The sequence below is a fragment of the Nocardia sp. CDC153 genome (assembly GCF_035818515.1).
Classification (GTDB): Bacteria; Actinomycetota; Actinomycetes; order Mycobacteriales; family Mycobacteriaceae; genus Nocardia.
Genome location: NZ_JAYKYU010000003.1, coordinates 989,286 through 1,005,174, shown reverse-complemented (window position 1 = coordinate 1,005,174; position 15,889 = coordinate 989,286). Strand labels below are relative to the sequence as shown.

The following is a 15,889-nucleotide window of genomic DNA, read 5'->3' as shown; positions in this document are numbered from 1 at the left end:
GATGAAACCATCCGCCAACCCCAGTGAAACCTGTTCTAATTTCGACATGGTGGACGCGCATTCCATACTCGGCGAACAGGTCCGCATGCCGGTGGAGATCCGCCACGCGGACGCCTGCTCGGCCTTGTTCCTGGCCGATACCGCGGCGGCCCGCGCGCTGCTGGCCGACGCCGGGCTGGAGCCGGTCACGGCGTTCGGAAAGGCCGTGCTCTCACTGGCTTTCGTGCGATACGTCGACGGCGACCTCGGGCCGTATCACGAGTTCGCCTTCTCGTTCATGGCCAAGCAGCGCGGGCGCAAGAACAGCACCGGGGCCTACATTCACTGGCTGCCGGTGAATCAGAGCTTCACCTGCGAAGCGGGACAGTCGATCTGGGGCTTTCCGAAGCTGATGGCCGATATCGACATCACGCCCGACGGCCACGGCCAGCGCTGCGCGGTGCGCATCGACAACGAGCTCGTGATCGAACTGCGCGTCGCCGACGGTTTTCCCATGCCGGGCGGGGCCGGGGGTGCGTCCATCGACGCCTACACCTGGCGCGACGGCATCCTGCGTCGCACACCGTGGGTCATGAATCCCGGTGGCGTGCGCGGACGTCCCGGCGGCGCGCGGGTGCGGCTCGGCACCCACCCCGTCTCCGACCAGTTGCGCGCCCTCGGCCTGCCCAAAGGCGCGCTGTTCTCCAGCCGAATCGGCGCGCTCCGCATGACCTTCGAGGACGCCGCCACGGTCCTGCAAACCCGGGAGGTCCGATGAACCGGACAGCACTCGTTACCGGCGCGGCCAGCGGCATGGGCCGCATTGTCGCGCAACGCCTCGCGGCCGCGGGCTGGAACGTGGCTGCCGTCGACCTGAACGGCGAGGGGCTCGCCGACACCGCGCGGCGGTCACCGAACACGCACACCTATACCTGCGACGTCTCCGATCCCGCGCAGGTCCGGGCGGTCGTGGACAAGGTGCGCTCGGAGCTGGGGACCATCGACCGGCTCGTGCACGCCGCCGGCATGTGCCACGTGCACGCCTCGGTGCTGGACCAGGACGTGGCCCAGATCCGAAAGATGATGGACGTCAACTACATCGGCACCGTGAACCTCTGCCAGGCGGTCATTCCCGCCATGAAGCAGGCCGACGCCGGGACCGTGGTGCTGTTCGCCTCGCTGGCGGGCTGGCTGCCCTCGCCGGGCCTGACCGGCTACACGGCCTCCAAGCACGCGGTGATCGGATTCGCCGACAGCCTCTCCTACGAACTGCACGACACCGGGGTGCGGCTGCTGGTGCTGTGCCCGCCCATGGTGGAGACGCCGTTCCTGGACGCGGTGCGCGCCGAGAACGCCAGCGTGCTCGGCGGCACCGGCGGGGAGAGCCCCGAAAGCATTGTCGACGCGCTGGAAAAGGCGCTGGCGAAACCGAAGACACCGCTGTACGTGTTCCCGGGGCAGGCCCGGCCCGCGTATTTCATGCGGCGATTCCTGCCCGGCGTGGCCCGGGCCATCATCCGGCGCTCGATCCATCCGACCGAGTAGTCGCGAACGCCGGCCAGCTACCGAGCCGCAATAATTCAGTGGCGTGAACCCTCCCCACCAGGCACTCTGGGCTGTCTGCACTGCTCGAAGTACTGATTCGAGAGGGGATGGATGAGTTCGCGCACCTCCGCTGTGATGCTGGTTCTGCGCTATTACGGCCGGGAGATGAACCGGCGCAAGGCGATCACGGCCCTGGGCATGCTGGGACCGGCCCTCGGCAACACCTGTCAGCTCTACATCGCGCCGCTGCTGGTGGCGCTGGTGGTCGGCAAGGTCGCCGCCACCGGTGACTCCTCGTTCGGCACGCTGGCACCGTACGTGCTGGCCTTCGCGGGCGTCCTGCTGCTGTCGGAGGTGTTCTGGCGCATCGGGATTCACTTCCTGAACCGGCTCGACGCCTACGGTATCGAGAGTCTCTACACCATCGCCATGGACGAGCTGCTGGCCAAGGACGCGGCGTTCTTCCACAACAACTTCGCGGGCTCGCTCACCAAGCGGTCGCTGAGCTTCGCCACCCGATTCGAGGAGTTCGCCGACACCTTCGCCTTCGAGATCGTCTCCGCGCTGGTGCCTTTGACCTTCGCCTCTGTGGTGCTGTGGCGTTATGACCCGATGCTGGTCGTGACCCTGCTGGGGCTGATCGCCCTGTGCGGGGTGGTGGTCGCGCCGCTCATCCGGCGACGCCAGCACCTGGTCGACGAGCGGGAGGCCGCCGTGGCGCTGGTCTCCGGTCACGTCTCCGACAGCCTGTCGAACATGCAGGCCGTGCGGGCCTTCGCGGCCGAACCGCAGGAGGCGGCCGAGCATCGGCGGCGGGTGGTCGGGCAGCGGCGCAAGACGCTGCGGTCGTGGGACTACAACAACCTGTACATCGACACCGCGGTCATGCCGCTCATGGTGATCGTGAATGTGCTGGGGCTGCTCATCGCGCTGGGCATCGACGGCGGGCACGCCTCGGTCGAGGTGATCATCGTGGCGTTCACCTACTACTGGAACGCCACGGGAATCATGTTCCGGTTCAACCAGATCTACCGGCGGCTGGAGAGCTCGGTCACCGAGGCGGCCCAGTTCACCGAACTGCTGCTGGAATCGCCGACCGTGCTGGATCCGGTCGAGCCGGAACCGCTGCGGCCCAACGGCTTCGGGATTCGGTTCGAGCGGGTGGACTTCGCGCACGCGGGTGCGCCGCCGCTGTTCCGCGGTCTGGACCTGGACGTGCCCAGCGGCTCGCGGATCGGGTTGGTCGGGCGCTCCGGCGGCGGCAAGAGCACCATCACCCAGCTGCTGCTGCGCATGATGGACATCGACGGCGGTGCGATTCGCATTGGCGGGCAGGACATCTCGCGGCTGCGCCAGAGCGACCTGCGGAGTTTGCTGGCGTACGTGCCGCAGGATCCGGCCATGTTCCACCGGACGCTGAGCGAGAACATTCGCTTTGCCCGGCCGGATGCCACGGACGAGGAGGTGCGCCGGGCCGCCAAGGCGGCGCACGTCACCGAGTTCGCGGACGGCCTGCCCGACGGCATGGAGACGCTCATCGGCGAGCGCGGCGTGAAACTGTCGGGCGGACAACGGCAACGGGTCGCGCTGGCCCGCGCCATCCTGCGCGACGCCCCGATCCTGCTGCTGGACGAGGCTACCAGCGCCCTCGACTCGGAGAGCGAAATCCTGGTGCAGCAGGCGCTCTGGGAGTTGATGGAAGGGCGCACGGCGCTGGTGGTCGCCCACCGGCTGAGCACGGTCGCCGATATGGATCGGCTGGTCGTGCTCGATCGGGGGCGGATCGTCGAACAGGGCAGCCACGAGGAGCTGCTGCGCGCCGAGGGCACCTACGCGCAGCTGTGGCGGCATCAGTCGGGCGGATTCTTGGGCGAGGAGCTCGCTACCAGGTAGCGCGGGGTTGGGGGGGGGGAGCCCCCCCCACCCGCACTTGACGGGGGAGGTGGGGGGGGGGGGGGCGGCATCAGTCGGGCGGATTCTTGGGCGAGGAGCTCGCTCCCCGGTCGCGCGGGGTTGGGGGGCGTACGCCCCCGAACCCCTTAGTTCCCTTGGAAGTTCGGCTTGCGCTTCTCCGCGAACGCCCGCGGACCTTCCTTGGCATCGTTGCTCCGGAAGACCGGCAGCCCGACCTTCGCGTCGATCTGGAACGCCTCTTCCTCGTGCATCCCCTCGGTGTCGCGAATGACCTTCAAAATCGCCTGAACGGCCAACGGCCCATTGTTGTTGATCAACTCGGCGATCTCGAGCGCCTTGTCCAGCGCCGTCCCGTCCGGCACCACGTGCCCGATGAGCCCGAAGTTCAGCGCCTCGGCCGCGGTGATGTGCCGACCGGTCAGCAGCAGTTCCGCCGCCACGGTGTACGGGATCTGCCGCGGCAGCCGCACCGCCGAGCCGCCCATCGGGAACAGGCTCCACTTCGCCTCGGACACACCGAATTTCGCGCTCTCGCCCGCGATGCGGATATCGGTGCCCTGCAGGATCTCGGTGCCGCCTGCGATGGCCGCGCCCTCGACCGCGGCGATGAGCGGCTTGGTCAGGCGGCGGCCCTTGAGCAGGCCGGGCATGCGGGCCGGGTCGAAGGCCGATCCCTCGGCCATGCCGTCGCTCGGGTTCCGCTTGTTCATCGCCTTCAGGTCCGCGCCCGCGCAGAACGCGCCGCCCGCACCGGTGAGGATGCACGAGCGGATCTCCGGGTCGTTGTCGACGGTGTCCCAGGCCTCGGTCATGATGGCCAGCATCTCGCCGGTCAGGGCGTTCTTGGACTTGGGCCGGTTCATGGTGACGATCAGCGTCGCGCCGCGCTTCTCGACCAGAGCGTGCGGTTCGGTGTTGCTACTCGTTTCAGCAGTCGCTGCGGTCATCGCCGACCCTTCTTTCCACTTTTTCCGGGCTGATTCCGGCACGAAACTACCCCGCGCCGTTGTCCTGAACAATAACGTGTTCTAGTTTGGATCATGGTGACCGCCGTCACGGGCGGCAAGTAGTGGAGAGAGTCCCATGAGCACAACGAGCAAGGCGAAGCTTCCGCCGCGCGTCACGGAATCCCTCATCGATCGGCTGACCGCGATGGTGACCGCGGGCAAGGCGGGCGAGGCCCGTGAGCCCTTCGAAATGGTCGAGGTCTACACCGGCGATGTCGTCGGCTACCTGCCGCAATCCTCGCCCGAGGACGTGGTGGCCGCCGCCGAGATCGCACGCGCCGCCCAGAAGGAATGGGCCGCACGGCCGCTCAAGGACCGGCTCGCGGTGTTCGAGCGCGCGCACGAGCTGATTCTCTCCGAGATCGAGACCATCGCGGACCTGATCCAGATCGGCTGCGGCAAGGCCCGGCGCATGGCCATCGAGGAGGCCTGCGACACCCCGATGGTCATCGCGCACTACCTCAAGACCGCCGAGAAGACGCTGAAGCCGAAGAAGCGCTCCGGCCCGATGCCGGTCATCACCTCCTCCACCGAGGAGCATCGGCCCAAGGGCGTGGTCGCGGTCATCGCGCCCTGGAACTTCCCCTTCGCCATCTCCATGTCCGACTCCACCCCGGCGCTCATCGCGGGCAATGGCGTGATCATGAAGCCGGACAACAAGACCGCGCTGTGCACGCTCTACGGCATCGAACTGCTGCACAAGGCGGGCATGCCGCGCGGCCTGGTCCAGGTCGTGTGCGGCGGCGGCCCCGATGTCGGGCCGACCCTCATCGACAATGTCGACTTCGTCATGTTCACCGGCTCCACCGCCACCGGCCGCACCATCGGCGAACAGGCCGGACGCAATCTCATCGGCTGCAGCCTCGAACTCGGCGGCAAGAATCCGATGATCGTGCTCGACGACGTCAACCTCGACGAGGCCATCCCGTCGGCCATCTTCGCCGTCTTCGGCAATACCGGCCAGGCCTGCATGCACATCGAGCGCATCTACGTGCACGAGCGCATCTACGACGAGTACCTGCGCCGATTCGTCGCCGCCGCAGAGGAACTCGGGAAGAAGATGGGCGCGAGCTACGACTTCGAGCCCGAGATGGGTTCGCTGGTCTCGGTGGACCACATGAAGCGCGTCGCCGCCCATGTCGACGAGGCCCGCGAGAAGGGCGCGACCGTCGTCACCGGCGGCAACCCGCGCCCCGATATCGGCCCGGCCTTCTTCGAGCCCACCGTGCTCACCGGCGTCACCAAGGACATGGCCCACGCCACCATGGAGACCTTCGGACCCGTGGTCAGCATCTACAAGTACGCCACCGTCGACGAGGCCGTCGCCCTCGCCAACGACACCGCCTACGGCCTCAATGCCAGCGTCTGGACCGGAAACATCGACCGCGCAACGGCTTTGGCCGAGCGTATCGAGGCCGGTGCCATCAATATCAACGACGGCTTCGTCACCAGCTACGCCGCCAAGGGCACCCCGTCCGGCGGCGTCAAACAGTCCGGCGTCGGCACCCGCCACGGCGCGGCCGGACTGCTCAAGTACACCGACACCATCAACGTCGGCGTCCAGAAAAAGCAGATCATGGCCGCCCGCGCTTCCATGCCCTACGAAAAGCAGCTGAAGTCCACCCTGGTCACCCTGCGCCTGATGCGCCGCCTCCACCTGGGCTGAGCCGGCTCAGCGTCGCGCGGTCAGGTTCAGCCGCGCGACGCCGATGATGTGCGAGCCCATGGAGAACGAGGCGACCGTGGGTGTGGTGGTGGCGGGCAGGTTCAGGGTCGGGGTGTCCAGGGCCAGGACCGAGATCTGGTAGGTGTGCGGCTTGTCGCCCGCGGGCGGGCAGGGGCCCAGGTAGCCGGGGGCACCGGCGTCGTTGGTGCCTGCCACGCCCGTCGATCCAGCGGTGAAATCCGTTGCGGTGGAAGGGATATCCCAGGTCATCCAATGCCAGAACCCCGCACCCGTCGGGGCGTCGGGATCGAACATGGTGACGGCGAAGCTCTTCGCGGCGGCGGGCGCGCCGGACCATTGCAGGTGCGGGGCGTGGTTGGCGGCGGTGCAGCCGAACGTGCCCGCGTAGAAGTCGGCGGGGAAGGTGTCGGTGGCGTCGGGGGTCGTCACGGTGAACGATGCGGCGGACATTGGGACCACCGGGCGGACCTGAACCGAGGTCGGGGTCGGGCTCGTCGTGGCGGTGGTCTCCTTGTCGCTGCCGCAGCCAGCGATTCCGGCCAGGGCCGCTACGGCGGCGGTCGCGGAGACGATGCGTGCGGTCCGGTTCATGGCGGTCCTCCTCGGTATTTCGAATGGCAGGACCAGAATCCCGCGATTCGGGACGGGCAGGGAGATCGTCCGGACCCTGGTATTCCGCGTACCACCCGGTGCGGGGCCTAGGCTGGCCTGGTGGACGGTACGGGATCCGGTAGGGAGCTGGGCGCGTTCCTGCGCGCGATGCGAGAGCGGTTGTCGCCGCAGGACGCCGGACTGCCGAGCGTCGGCACGCGGCGCACGCCCGGGCTGCGGCGGCAGGAGGTGGCCCAGCTGGCCGCCGTCAGCATCGACTGGTACATCCGGCTCGAGCAGGGCCGGGTCGGCACGCCGGGGGCCGCGATCCTGGACGCGCTCGCGGACGCGCTGCGGCTCACCGACGCCGAGCGCGCGCATCTGCATCTCATTGCCCGCGGCGCGCAGCCGCCCAGCCGCCGGACCTCCGAGCCGCCGGCGTCGCTGCGCGCCATCCTCGACGGCATGCCCTCGCTCCCGGCCTATCTGAGCGATTTCCGGCTGGATGTGCTGGCCCGCAACACCGCCGCCGCGGCCCTGTTCGGCCCCGGCTTCGAGCCCGGCATCAATGCCGCCCGCCTGACCCTGCTGGATCCGGGCACCCGGGCCACCCAACTGGACTGGCAGCGGGTCGCCCGCGAAACCGTCGGCAATCTGCGCCGCAACTCCGCCCGCCACCCCGACGACGCCCGACTGCGCGAGCTGATCGCCGAATTACGCACGCAGAGCCCGGAATTCGCGACCTGGTGGGATGACCACACGGTCCAGGACCGCAGCCACGGCAGCAAACGCATCCGCCACCCCCGGGCCGGTGACCTGACCGTCTGCTACGACAACCTCACCGGTCCCGACGGCGCGGACCACACCCTCACCGTCCTCACCCCCGCCGACGAGCCATCCGCCGCGGCCCTGCGCACCATCCTCACCGACCACGCGAATCGCCTGGGCGGCACCCGCCTTCGCCCCGTCGCGGGCTGACCTGGCCCGAAATACACAAAACCCCCGACTCTCGAAAGAGTCGGGGGCCGAGTTGTGTCTCAACCACACAGTCGGGGTGACAGGATTTGAACCTGCGACCTCTTCGTCCCGAACGAAGCGCGCTACCAAGCTGCGCCACACCCCGTGAAGCGAACCTGCAGTAGCTTAGCGCACGGTCGTGCCAGACGTTAAATCGGCTGGTCAGGCGGTCTAAAGCAGCCGAAAAGTGGCGAACAGTTTACGGGCGAAATCGGCGGTGACCGAGCGATCCACGCCCGTGTCGGAGACGAGTGTCAAGACCAGTGAGCCCTTGCCGGTGCCGACGCCGATGGCGAAGGTGTAGACGGAGTAGGTGGTGGCGCAACCCGCGGGAGCGGTGAAGCCGCCCTTGGTCTCGAGGAAGACGCCGTGCAGCGGTCCGTCGGTGGTGTCGAGGGGTTGGGCGGTGCCCGCGGTCAGCGAGGTCTTGGTGGAGTAGCCGATGCGCGCGGCGTGCGCGCCCACATCGGTGGCCGCCGCGGTCGCGTCATCGATGTCCGAGGTGGTCAGAAACATGGTGGTGCGCACATTGTTCGGGCAGTATTCCTCGCCCTCCTGCGCGTAGCCGACCGCCGGAATGTTGTCGTCGTTGGTGCCGAAGATGGTGGTCGACTGGTCGATGCTCCAGTCCTTGGGAATGTCCCACGCGGCCTTCAGGTTTTTGGGCACGTCGACCTGATAGCCGGGGATCTGGGGCGTGAGCGTGGAGGTGGCGGGCGCGGTCGTGCGCGGTGCCGATGTGGTCGCTCGGCTCGTCGAGGTTGCCGCCGCCGAACTGGTCGGCGCGGCGGAATTGCCGGAATCGTGCACCACCACCACGATCGCGATGACCGCGGCGATCACCACCACCAGCGCGCCCGCGCCGACCAGCAGCCACGGGCCGCCCCGGCCGCCGGACGGCGGCGGGGGATAGCCGCCGGTTGCGTTGGGCGGGACCATGTTCGGACCGGTGGCATAGGGATTCTGCACCGGCGGAATGGGATTCGGGCCCGACTGATACGGCGCGTACGGATTCGGGCTCGGATGCGGATAGATCGGCGGCGGCGGATTGTTGTACGGCGCGGTGTATCCCCGGCCGGGCACGCCCTGCCACCAGTCGCCGCTGGACGTGGTCTTCTCCGGATCGATGTCCCGATCGTGGTTGATGTCCCGATCGTTGTTGCCACTGCTCATCGTCGGACCCCCTGTCTGACGAGTTGTCTTGTCGCCCTTATTGAATCGGGCGGATACTGGCGAGGATCTTCTTCGCCAGGGTCGCGTCCACCGCCTGATCCACCCCGGTGTCCGCGGCGATGGTGAACACGAACGCGCCATTGTCGCCCGGGAAGGCGAAGGTGTAGACGGAGTACGTCGAGGCGCAGCCCGCCGTGGTGGCCGGGGCGGTGCCCTTGGTCTCCACGAAGACGCCCTGCAGCTGTCCGTCGGAGGACTGGAACGACTCGGGCGCGCCGGGCGTCGCGCCGGTCGAGGCCGACCAGCCGATGCGGCCCAGTCGGGTCCCGATATCGGCGGCGGCCTTGGCCGGATCCGACTCGTCGGACTGGGTCAGAAAGACATTGGTGCGCACGTTCTGCGGGCAGTAGTCGACGCCGTCCTGCGCCAGCCCGGCCACCGGAATCGTGTCCGCGCCGCTGCCGAAGGCGGTCTGCCCGCTGTGGTCCACCTGCCAGGTCCGCGGAATGTCATAGGCCGCACCGTTGTCCGGGATCGTCACCACCTGATAGCCGGGGATGACGGCGGTGGGCGTGGAGGTCGGTTTCGCGCCGGTCGTCTTGGTGGTCGTGGGCTTGGACGCGCTGGGCTTGGCGGTGGTCGAGGTGAGCGCGCTGATCAGGGAGGGCGTGGTGCTCGACTTCGCCGAGGTGTCTTGGGAATTCCGGTTCACCAGCACGACCGCCACGACGGCGGCGACGATCACCACGACCAGACCGGCGAGGGCCACGAAGAGCCAGGTTGGGCGCTTGCCGCCGGGTGGAGGGGGATAAGGCGGCTGCTGGCCGCCGTAGCCGGGCGGCGGGCCGCCGAAGGACTGTGTCGGCGGGTACTGCTGCTGGCCATACGGCCCGCCCGGAAACGGCGTGGTGGGCTGCGGCTGTTGCCATGTCGGATTCGGTTGTGGGGCAGGCGTGTACGGCTGCTGCCAGGTCGGCTCCTGCGCAGGCGCGCCCTGCCACCAATTCGGATTCTGTTCCGACCGACCCGGCTCGTTGCTGTGGTCGTTTCCACTGGTCACGGTTGCCCCCTGACTGAAAACTACATACCGCGCTGTATATCGCGGCGGGCGCTCACCGCGCGACAGCCTCCGACGCGGTACGGCCGCGACCCGACTCGGCGATCGGCTTCTTCGGCGGCGCGCCGACCAGCGTCAGCAGGGTGGCCTCCGGGCGGCAGCAGAACCGGTACGGCGCCCACGGCGAGGTGCCCAGCCCGGCCGACACGTGCAGCCGGGTGTGCGCGCCCCAGCGCGAGGGACCCTTCACCCGCGCCCGGTCGATGCCGCAGTTGGTCACCAGCGCGCCGAAGCCCGGCACGCACAGCTGCCCGCCGTGCGTATGGCCCGCCATGACCAGGTCGTAGCCGTCGGCCGCGAACCGGTCCAACACCCGCGGCTCCGGCGAGTGGGTCAATCCGATGCTCAAGTCCGCCAAGGGATTCGGCGCACCCGCCACCGTGTCGTAGCGATCCCGCTTCAGGTGCGGATCGTCCACGCCCGCGGTCGAGATCTTCACCCCGGCGACCTCGAGATCGCGGCGCACGTGGGTCAGGTCCAGCCAACCCCGCTCGGTGAACGCGGCCCGCAGATCCTGCCAGGGCAGCGGATCGCCGTAGACGCGCTTGTGGTCCTTCTTGAAGTACTTGAGCGGGTTCTTGGGCACCGGCGCGAAGTAGTCGTTCGAGCCGAAGACGAAAATGCCGGGGCGCGCGAGCAATCCACCCAGCGACTGCACCACGGCGGGCACCGACTTCTGATGCGAGAGGTTGTCCCCGGTGTTCACCACCAGATCCGGCTCCAGCCGGTCCAGCTCGCGCAGCCACGCCTGCTTGAGCTGCTGGCCGGGCATCATGTGCAGGTCGCTGATGTGCAGCACCCGTAGGGAGGGCTTGCCCGGCTCGAGCACCGGTAGCGTCGCTTCCCGCAGCGTGAAGGCATTGCGCTCGATGAGCGTGGCGTATCCGATTCCGGCGACCGCGACCCCGGCGGCTCCGAGTGCGGCACGGCTGAGGGTGGAGGTCGAGAAGACGGGCATTTGCCCAGAATAGGCGACCCGGCGGAGAAACATCGAGTCAAATGAGCTGGACCACGCTAGAAGTCCCTCGTACCGTGTCGCTCATGTCGGAACTCAAAACCAAGCTTCGTTCGGATATGACCGCCGCGATGAAGAGCAAGGACGCGCTGCGCCTGGGCACCCTGCGCATGCTGCTGTCGGCGATCCAGAACGCCGAGGTCGCCGGACCCGAGGCGCGGGAGCTGTCCGACAACGAGGTCATCGCCGTCCTGCAGAAGGAGGCGAAGAAGCGCAACGAGGCCGCCGTCGTCTACGAGCAGGCCGGGCGTGGCGAGCTGGCCGCCAACGAGCGCGCCGAAGAGCAGATCATCGACGAGTACCTGCCGACCCAGCTCACCGACGCCGAGGTGGGTGACATCGCCGACACCGCCATCGCCGACATCGCCGAGCAGCTCGGCGAGCGGCCGGGGATGAAGCAGATGGGGCAGGTCATGAAGGCCGCGACCGCGCTGGCGGCCGGACGCGCGGACGGGTCGCGCATCTCGGCGGCGGTGAAGGCCCGGCTCTGAGCCCCATATAGACGAAAGCCCGGAGTGAATGTTTCACTCCGGGCTTTTTCCTGCCTGCCTACCGCGGGATCGGAATCGGAATCGGGATCGGCGGCAGCGCCGGGATGGTGATGTTCGGCAATCCGGGCGCCGCGGGCGGCGCGTTCGGCGCCGGCGCGGGGATCTGGCTGCCGTCGCTGACGTAGAGCGTGATCACCGAGCCCGGAATGGCCGACCCATTGGGCGAGACGTTCATGACCGTCCCCTTGGCCGCGCCCGGCTGGGTCGTCACCGACACCTGGAAGCCCGCCGCCACCAGCGTCGAGGTGGCCTCGGCCTGGTTCATGCCGATCACGTCCGGAATCTGCGAATTATTCGACCCGCGAACGTATTTGTCGTCGGTCGGCGGCAGCGCCGCGGGCGGGAAGCGGTCCAGCACGTTCTTCATCGCGCTCAGATACGTTTTGGCCGGTTCATTACCGCCGTACAGGTTTCCGCTGCCGCAGCTGCGCAGTGGGAACGAGCAGATCTCGCCGGGGGTCGGGCTGTCGCCGTAGATGTAGGCCGATCCGGCGAAGGAGTTGGTGAAGGCCAGGAAGGCCGAGGACCGGTGGCTCTCGGTGGTTCCCGTCTTCGCGGAGGTCGGGATGTTCCAGCCCACCGAATGCGCCGACGCGGCCGCGGTACCGCTCACCACGTCCTGGCTCAGGGCATTGGCGAGGGTATTGGCCAAACCCGGATCCACCACCTGCTCACACGCCTGCTGGGTCAGCGGCACCGACTTGCCATTGCGGTCCACCACCTCCTTGATCGGAGTGGGCGGGCACCACTTGCCGCTGGAGGCCAACGTGGCGGCCACATTCGACAGCTCGAGCGGATTGATCGCGACCGGACCCAGCGTGAACGAGCCCAGGTTCTGGTCCTTGATCATGTCGGCCAGGCTCTGGTTGCCGTGCCCGGAGGTGCCGGGCTGGGTGTAGGAGCGCATGCCCAGGCGCACGGCCATGTCCACGGTCGGGGACACGCCCACGGCCTGAATCAGCTTGACGAAGGCCGTGTTCGGCGAGGTGGCCAGCGCCTCGGTCACCGACATGGAGCCCTTGTAGTTGCCCGCGTTCTTCACGCAGTAGGTCTCCGGCGGGCAGCCCGGCGTGCCGGAGTTACCCATGCCCTTGGCCTGGAAGTTGGCGGGCACGTCGAGGGTGGCGTTGATGCCCAGGCCCTTCTCCATGGCCGCGGCCGTGGTGAAGATCTTGAAGATCGAGCCCGCGCCGTCACCGACCATCGAATACGGCTGCGGCTGCACGGTTTGATGCGCGTTCGCGTCCAGGCCGTAGACGCGGCTCGAGCCCATGGCCAGCAGCGGATGCGAATCCTGGCCGGGGGCCACGATATTCATGACCTCGGCGATATCGTCCAGATTCGGATTGGTGTTGGCCGCCAGCGAATCGCGCACCTGGTCCTGGACCGCCGGGTCCAAGGTGGTGCGAATCAGGTAGCCGCCCTTCTCGATCTGGTCGCGGCTGATGCCCGCGTTGTTCAGGTACTGCAGCGCGTAATCGCAGAAGAAGCCGCGGTCGTTGGCGGCGATGCAGCCGCGCGGCAGGCTCTTGGGCTCGGGCAGCACGCCCAGCGCCGTCTCCTTGGCCTTGCGGTACTCGTCCGCGCGGTTGGGCACGTTCTGGATCAAGGTGTCCAGCACGGTGTTCCGGCGCTCCAGCACGCCCTGTGGATTGGTGTACGGGTTCAGCTTGGAGCTGGACTGCACCATGCCCGCCAGCATCGCCGACTGTGGGACGTTGAGGTCCTTGGCGTCGACACCGAAGTAGGTCTGCGCGGCGTCCTGAATGCCGTAGGAGCCGTTGCCGAACGGCACCAGGTTCAGATACCGGGTGAGGATCTCGTCCTTGGTGAGCCGCTTGTCCAGCGTCAGCGCCATGCGGATCTCGCGGATCTTGCGCGCCGGGGTGGTCTCGGTGGCGGCGCGGCGTTCGGCGTCGGTCTTGGCGACCACGAGCAGCAGGTAGTTCTTCACGTACTGCTGGTCGATGGTCGAACCACCCTGGGAGACCTGGCCACCCGAGGTATTGGTCAGGAAGGCGCGGAAGGTGCCCTGCCAGTCCACCCCGTGGTGATCGGCGAAGCGCTTGTCCTCCACCGAGACCAGGGACAGCTTCATGTCATTGGAGATCTTGTCGCTCGGGACCTCGAACCGGCGCTGCTCGTACAGCCACGCGAACGGAGTCCCGTTCGCGTCCACCATGGTCGAGACCGCGGGCACGGTGCCCTCGACCAGCTCGGCGGAGACATTGTCGACGGCGTCGGCGGCGCGGTTCGAGATGAACCCGAAGCCACCGGCGAGCGGGAACAGCAGCCCGGCGAGCAGGACGGCGGCCAGGACGCAGCTACCGGCCAGTCTCCAGAGCGTTCGTGTGATGGGCACGGGCCCTAGCCTAATTGGCCTTTCGGGCGCTCGGTGTTCGCCCGCCGGGGTGTCCATTCGTCCCATAAGAGACGGACTGTCCGGTTCCGTGCAACGAATGCGTGGACGGACGTACCAGAAAATCTCGGGACGGTCTTGCGCAGGCCATGCACCTTTACCTAGATTGAGAACCCAGTGTGATAGAGCTAACACTCAAAGTGGAATGTGGTGCAGAACGCAGTGGGGTTGGGTAACTGCGCGCTGCACTCGCGATTCTGGAGCGCCGTGACCCGGTGTTCGGACTGCAAAGGGGCACACCAAATGCACATGACTACCCCGATCGCTCGATTGGACGTGGAGCAGGCCGAAGCGAGAATCGCCTGGGTTTCCCAGGCCCGATGCAAGGAAGTGGATCCCGACCAGCTGTTCGTGCGTGGCGCCGCGCAGCGTAAAGCGGCAACCATCTGTCGGCACTGCCCGGTTCTGATGGAGTGCGGGGCGGACGCCCTGGACAATCGTGTCGAGTTCGGTGTGTGGGGCGGCATGACCGAGCGGCAGCGCCGTGCGCTGCTCAAACAGCATCCGGAGGTGACGAGTTGGGCGGATTTCTTCCGCGTCCAGCGATCACAGAAGGTAGCGATGTAACCGAGTATCCCTTACCCAGATCCCCCCTATAAGCAGAACGGATCGAGCCCGCGGTAGCGGGCTCGATCCGTGTCCGGGGTCGGATCGGGCAAAGGGCGCGGATGGGTCGAAAGACCCAGCTGTGTCAGGCGGACTTGGCAGCCGCTGCTTCGACGAGCTGATCGCCGACCGCGCGTAGCGCTTCCAGGTCGGCGACCTCGAACGGCAACGCGGTGACCGCCACGATCGGGACGCTCGGGTGCGCGCCGGTAAAGCGATGCAGCAGATGCTGTTCCCGCTTCGCGGTGGCGGCCCGGTGGGCATGGATGCGCAGCACCGCGGCCGCGAGCGCCTCCGGGGTCTCCGAGACCGGTTCGGCGCCACTGCCGTTCGGCGACGTCAGGGGGGCTAGACGGTCCGCCGCGACCTGAGCCTGCTCGGCCGACAGGGAGCTCAACACCGGATGCGTCCGATTGAGCACCAGACCCGCCAGCGGCATCTTGTCGGTCGAGAGCCGATCTACGAAGAAGCTCGCCTCGCGCAGCGCGTCCGGCTCGGCGGCGGCCACCACCAGGAAGTGGGTGCCGGGCCGCGACAGCATGGCGTAGGTGCGGTCGGCGCGATCCTGGAAGCCGCCGAACATGGACTCCAGTGACTGCAGGAAGACACTGGCGTCTTTGAGCAACTGCCCGCCGACAATGGTCGAGACGCCGCGCAGCGCCAGGCTCATGGCGCCCGCCACGAATTTGCCGACCCCGCGGCCCGGGGCCATGATGACGCGAATCATCTTGCCGTTGAGGAAGTTGCCCAGCCGCTTGGGCGCGTCCAGGAAGTCCAGGGCATTGCGCGAGGGCGGGGTGTCGACCACGATCAGGTCCCACTCGCGCTTGGACGCCAGCTGCCCGAGCTTCTCCATCGCCATGTACTCCTGGGTGCCACCGAAGGAGGACGCGACGGTCTGGTAGATCGGGTTGGCGAAGATCTGCTCGGCCTTCTCGGGGCTGGTGTGCTCGAGCACCATCTCGTCGAAGGTGCGGCGCATGTTCAGCATCATGGCGAACAGCTCGCCCTTGGCCTCCGGCCCGAGTTCCACCTTCTGGGGCACGTTTCCGAGGTCGCTCACGCCCAGCGACTGGGCCAGTCGGCGCGCCGGGTCGATGGTGAGCACCACGACCTTGCGACCCGACTCGGCCGCGCGCAGCGCGATGGCCGCGGCCGTGGTGGTCTTGCCGACGCCGCCGGAACCGCAGCACACCACGATGCGGGCCGCCGGATCGGCGATGATCTTCGAAATGTCCAGGGGCACGGTGCCTGCCGGAACGACCATG

General features: G+C 67.8%; 14 protein-coding genes and 1 tRNA gene. 7 read left to right on the top strand and 8 right to left on the bottom strand.

Annotation, left to right across the window (positions count from 1 at the left end; all coding sequences use genetic code 11):
- Window positions 1-46 precede the first annotated feature (46 nt).
- The 3 genes from VMT65_RS21280 (at window position 47) to VMT65_RS21270 (ending at window position 3,417) form a co-directional block, all read left to right on the top strand.
- Window positions 47-757 (top strand): acetoacetate decarboxylase family protein, encoded by a 711-nt coding sequence (locus tag VMT65_RS21280; protein WP_326310054.1) that lies wholly within the window; start codon window positions 47-49, stop codon window positions 755-757.
- Window positions 754-1,524, top strand: coding sequence for an SDR family NAD(P)-dependent oxidoreductase (locus VMT65_RS21275; RefSeq protein WP_326310053.1), 771 nt, complete (start codon window positions 754-756; stop codon window positions 1,522-1,524). The genes VMT65_RS21280 and VMT65_RS21275 overlap by 4 nt, the downstream gene beginning before the upstream one ends.
- Window positions 1,525-1,635: 111 nt before the next feature.
- Window positions 1,636-3,417: an ABC transporter ATP-binding protein gene (locus VMT65_RS21270; RefSeq protein WP_326310052.1), complete on the top strand. Its 1,782-nt coding sequence runs from the start codon at window positions 1,636-1,638 to the stop codon at window positions 3,415-3,417.
- A 146-nt stretch (window positions 3,418-3,563) separates the two neighbouring features.
- Here VMT65_RS21270 and VMT65_RS21265 read toward each other — a convergent pair whose 3' ends face one another.
- Window positions 3,564-4,385, bottom strand: a complete 822-nt coding sequence (locus tag VMT65_RS21265; RefSeq protein WP_326310051.1) for a crotonase/enoyl-CoA hydratase family protein — start codon at window positions 4,383-4,385, stop codon at window positions 3,564-3,566.
- 136 nt (window positions 4,386-4,521) lie between these two features.
- Here VMT65_RS21265 and VMT65_RS21260 point away from each other — a divergent pair, with 136 nt between their 5' ends.
- A complete protein-coding gene (locus VMT65_RS21260) occupies window positions 4,522-6,111 on the top strand; it encodes a succinic semialdehyde dehydrogenase (RefSeq protein WP_326310050.1) in 1,590 nt (529 codons plus the stop codon).
- A gap of 6 nt (window positions 6,112-6,117) precedes the next feature.
- Here the strand turns inward: VMT65_RS21260 and VMT65_RS21255 are convergent, their stop codons facing one another.
- On the bottom strand, window positions 6,118-6,723 hold the full coding sequence (locus VMT65_RS21255; RefSeq protein WP_326310049.1) for a YbhB/YbcL family Raf kinase inhibitor-like protein: 606 nt from the start codon (window positions 6,721-6,723) through the stop codon (window positions 6,118-6,120).
- A gap of 120 nt (window positions 6,724-6,843) precedes the next feature.
- Here VMT65_RS21255 and VMT65_RS21250 point away from each other — a divergent pair, with 120 nt between their 5' ends.
- Window positions 6,844-7,701 carry a helix-turn-helix transcriptional regulator gene (locus VMT65_RS21250; protein WP_326310048.1) on the top strand — a complete coding sequence of 286 codons (858 nt, stop codon included), beginning with the start codon at window positions 6,844-6,846 and terminating at the stop codon, window positions 7,699-7,701.
- Between the two features lie 71 nt (window positions 7,702-7,772).
- Here VMT65_RS21250 and VMT65_RS21245 read toward each other — a convergent pair.
- The 4 genes from VMT65_RS21245 to VMT65_RS21230 form a co-directional block, all read right to left on the bottom strand.
- A tRNA-Pro gene (locus VMT65_RS21245) sits at window positions 7,773-7,846 on the bottom strand.
- A 65-nt stretch (window positions 7,847-7,911) separates the two neighbouring features.
- Window positions 7,912-8,913, bottom strand: coding sequence for a hypothetical protein (locus VMT65_RS21240; protein WP_326310047.1), 1,002 nt, complete (start codon window positions 8,911-8,913; stop codon window positions 7,912-7,914).
- Window positions 8,914-8,950: 37 nt separating this feature from the next.
- Complete coding sequence (locus tag VMT65_RS21235; RefSeq protein WP_326310046.1) at window positions 8,951-9,973, bottom strand: hypothetical protein; 1,023 nt, start codon at window positions 9,971-9,973, stop codon at window positions 8,951-8,953.
- A 52-nt stretch (window positions 9,974-10,025) separates the two neighbouring features.
- Window positions 10,026-10,988, bottom strand: a complete 963-nt coding sequence (locus VMT65_RS21230) for a metallophosphoesterase (protein WP_326310045.1) — start codon at window positions 10,986-10,988, stop codon at window positions 10,026-10,028.
- An 83-nt stretch (window positions 10,989-11,071) separates the two neighbouring features.
- Between VMT65_RS21230 and VMT65_RS21225 the strand changes: the two genes are divergently transcribed.
- A complete protein-coding gene (locus VMT65_RS21225; RefSeq protein ID WP_326310044.1) occupies window positions 11,072-11,536 on the top strand; it encodes a GatB/YqeY domain-containing protein in 465 nt (154 codons plus the stop codon).
- Between the two features lie 58 nt (window positions 11,537-11,594).
- Here the strand turns inward: VMT65_RS21225 and VMT65_RS21220 are convergent, their stop codons facing one another.
- Window positions 11,595-13,958, bottom strand: coding sequence for a penicillin-binding protein (locus VMT65_RS21220; RefSeq protein ID WP_326310043.1), 2,364 nt, complete (start codon window positions 13,956-13,958; stop codon window positions 11,595-11,597).
- A 300-nt stretch (window positions 13,959-14,258) separates the two neighbouring features.
- Here VMT65_RS21220 and VMT65_RS21215 point away from each other — a divergent pair, with 300 nt between their 5' ends.
- A complete protein-coding gene (locus VMT65_RS21215) occupies window positions 14,259-14,582 on the top strand; it encodes a WhiB family transcriptional regulator (protein ID WP_033089817.1) in 324 nt (107 codons plus the stop codon).
- 124 nt (window positions 14,583-14,706) lie between these two features.
- Here VMT65_RS21215 and VMT65_RS21210 read toward each other — a convergent pair whose 3' ends face one another.
- Complete coding sequence (locus VMT65_RS21210; protein WP_326310042.1) at window positions 14,707-15,888, bottom strand: ArsA family ATPase; 1,182 nt, start codon at window positions 15,886-15,888, stop codon at window positions 14,707-14,709.
- Window position 15,889: the final 1 nt, after the last annotated feature.

Coding starts and splice junctions, on each gene's coding strand:
- VMT65_RS21280 (WP_326310054.1), top strand. CDS start 47: ATGGTGGACGCGCATTCCATACTCGGCGAACAGGTCCGCATGCCGGTG.
- VMT65_RS21275 (WP_326310053.1), top strand. CDS start 754: ATGAACCGGACAGCACTCGTTACCGGCGCGGCCAGCGGCATGGGCCGC.
- VMT65_RS21270 (WP_326310052.1), top strand. CDS start 1,636: ATGAGTTCGCGCACCTCCGCTGTGATGCTGGTTCTGCGCTATTACGGC.
- VMT65_RS21265 (WP_326310051.1), bottom strand. CDS start 4,385: ATGACCGCAGCGACTGCTGAAACGAGTAGCAACACCGAACCGCACGCT.
- VMT65_RS21260 (WP_326310050.1), top strand. CDS start 4,522: ATGAGCACAACGAGCAAGGCGAAGCTTCCGCCGCGCGTCACGGAATCC.
- VMT65_RS21255 (WP_326310049.1), bottom strand. CDS start 6,723: ATGAACCGGACCGCACGCATCGTCTCCGCGACCGCCGCCGTAGCGGCC.
- VMT65_RS21240 (WP_326310047.1), bottom strand. CDS start 8,913: ATGAGCAGTGGCAACAACGATCGGGACATCAACCACGATCGGGACATC.
- VMT65_RS21230 (WP_326310045.1), bottom strand. CDS start 10,988: ATGCCCGTCTTCTCGACCTCCACCCTCAGCCGTGCCGCACTCGGAGCC.
- VMT65_RS21225 (WP_326310044.1), top strand. CDS start 11,072: ATGTCGGAACTCAAAACCAAGCTTCGTTCGGATATGACCGCCGCGATG.
- VMT65_RS21215 (WP_033089817.1), top strand. CDS start 14,259: ATGCACATGACTACCCCGATCGCTCGATTGGACGTGGAGCAGGCCGAA.
- VMT65_RS21210 (WP_326310042.1), bottom strand. CDS start 15,888: ATGGTCGTTCCGGCAGGCACCGTGCCCCTGGACATTTCGAAGATCATC.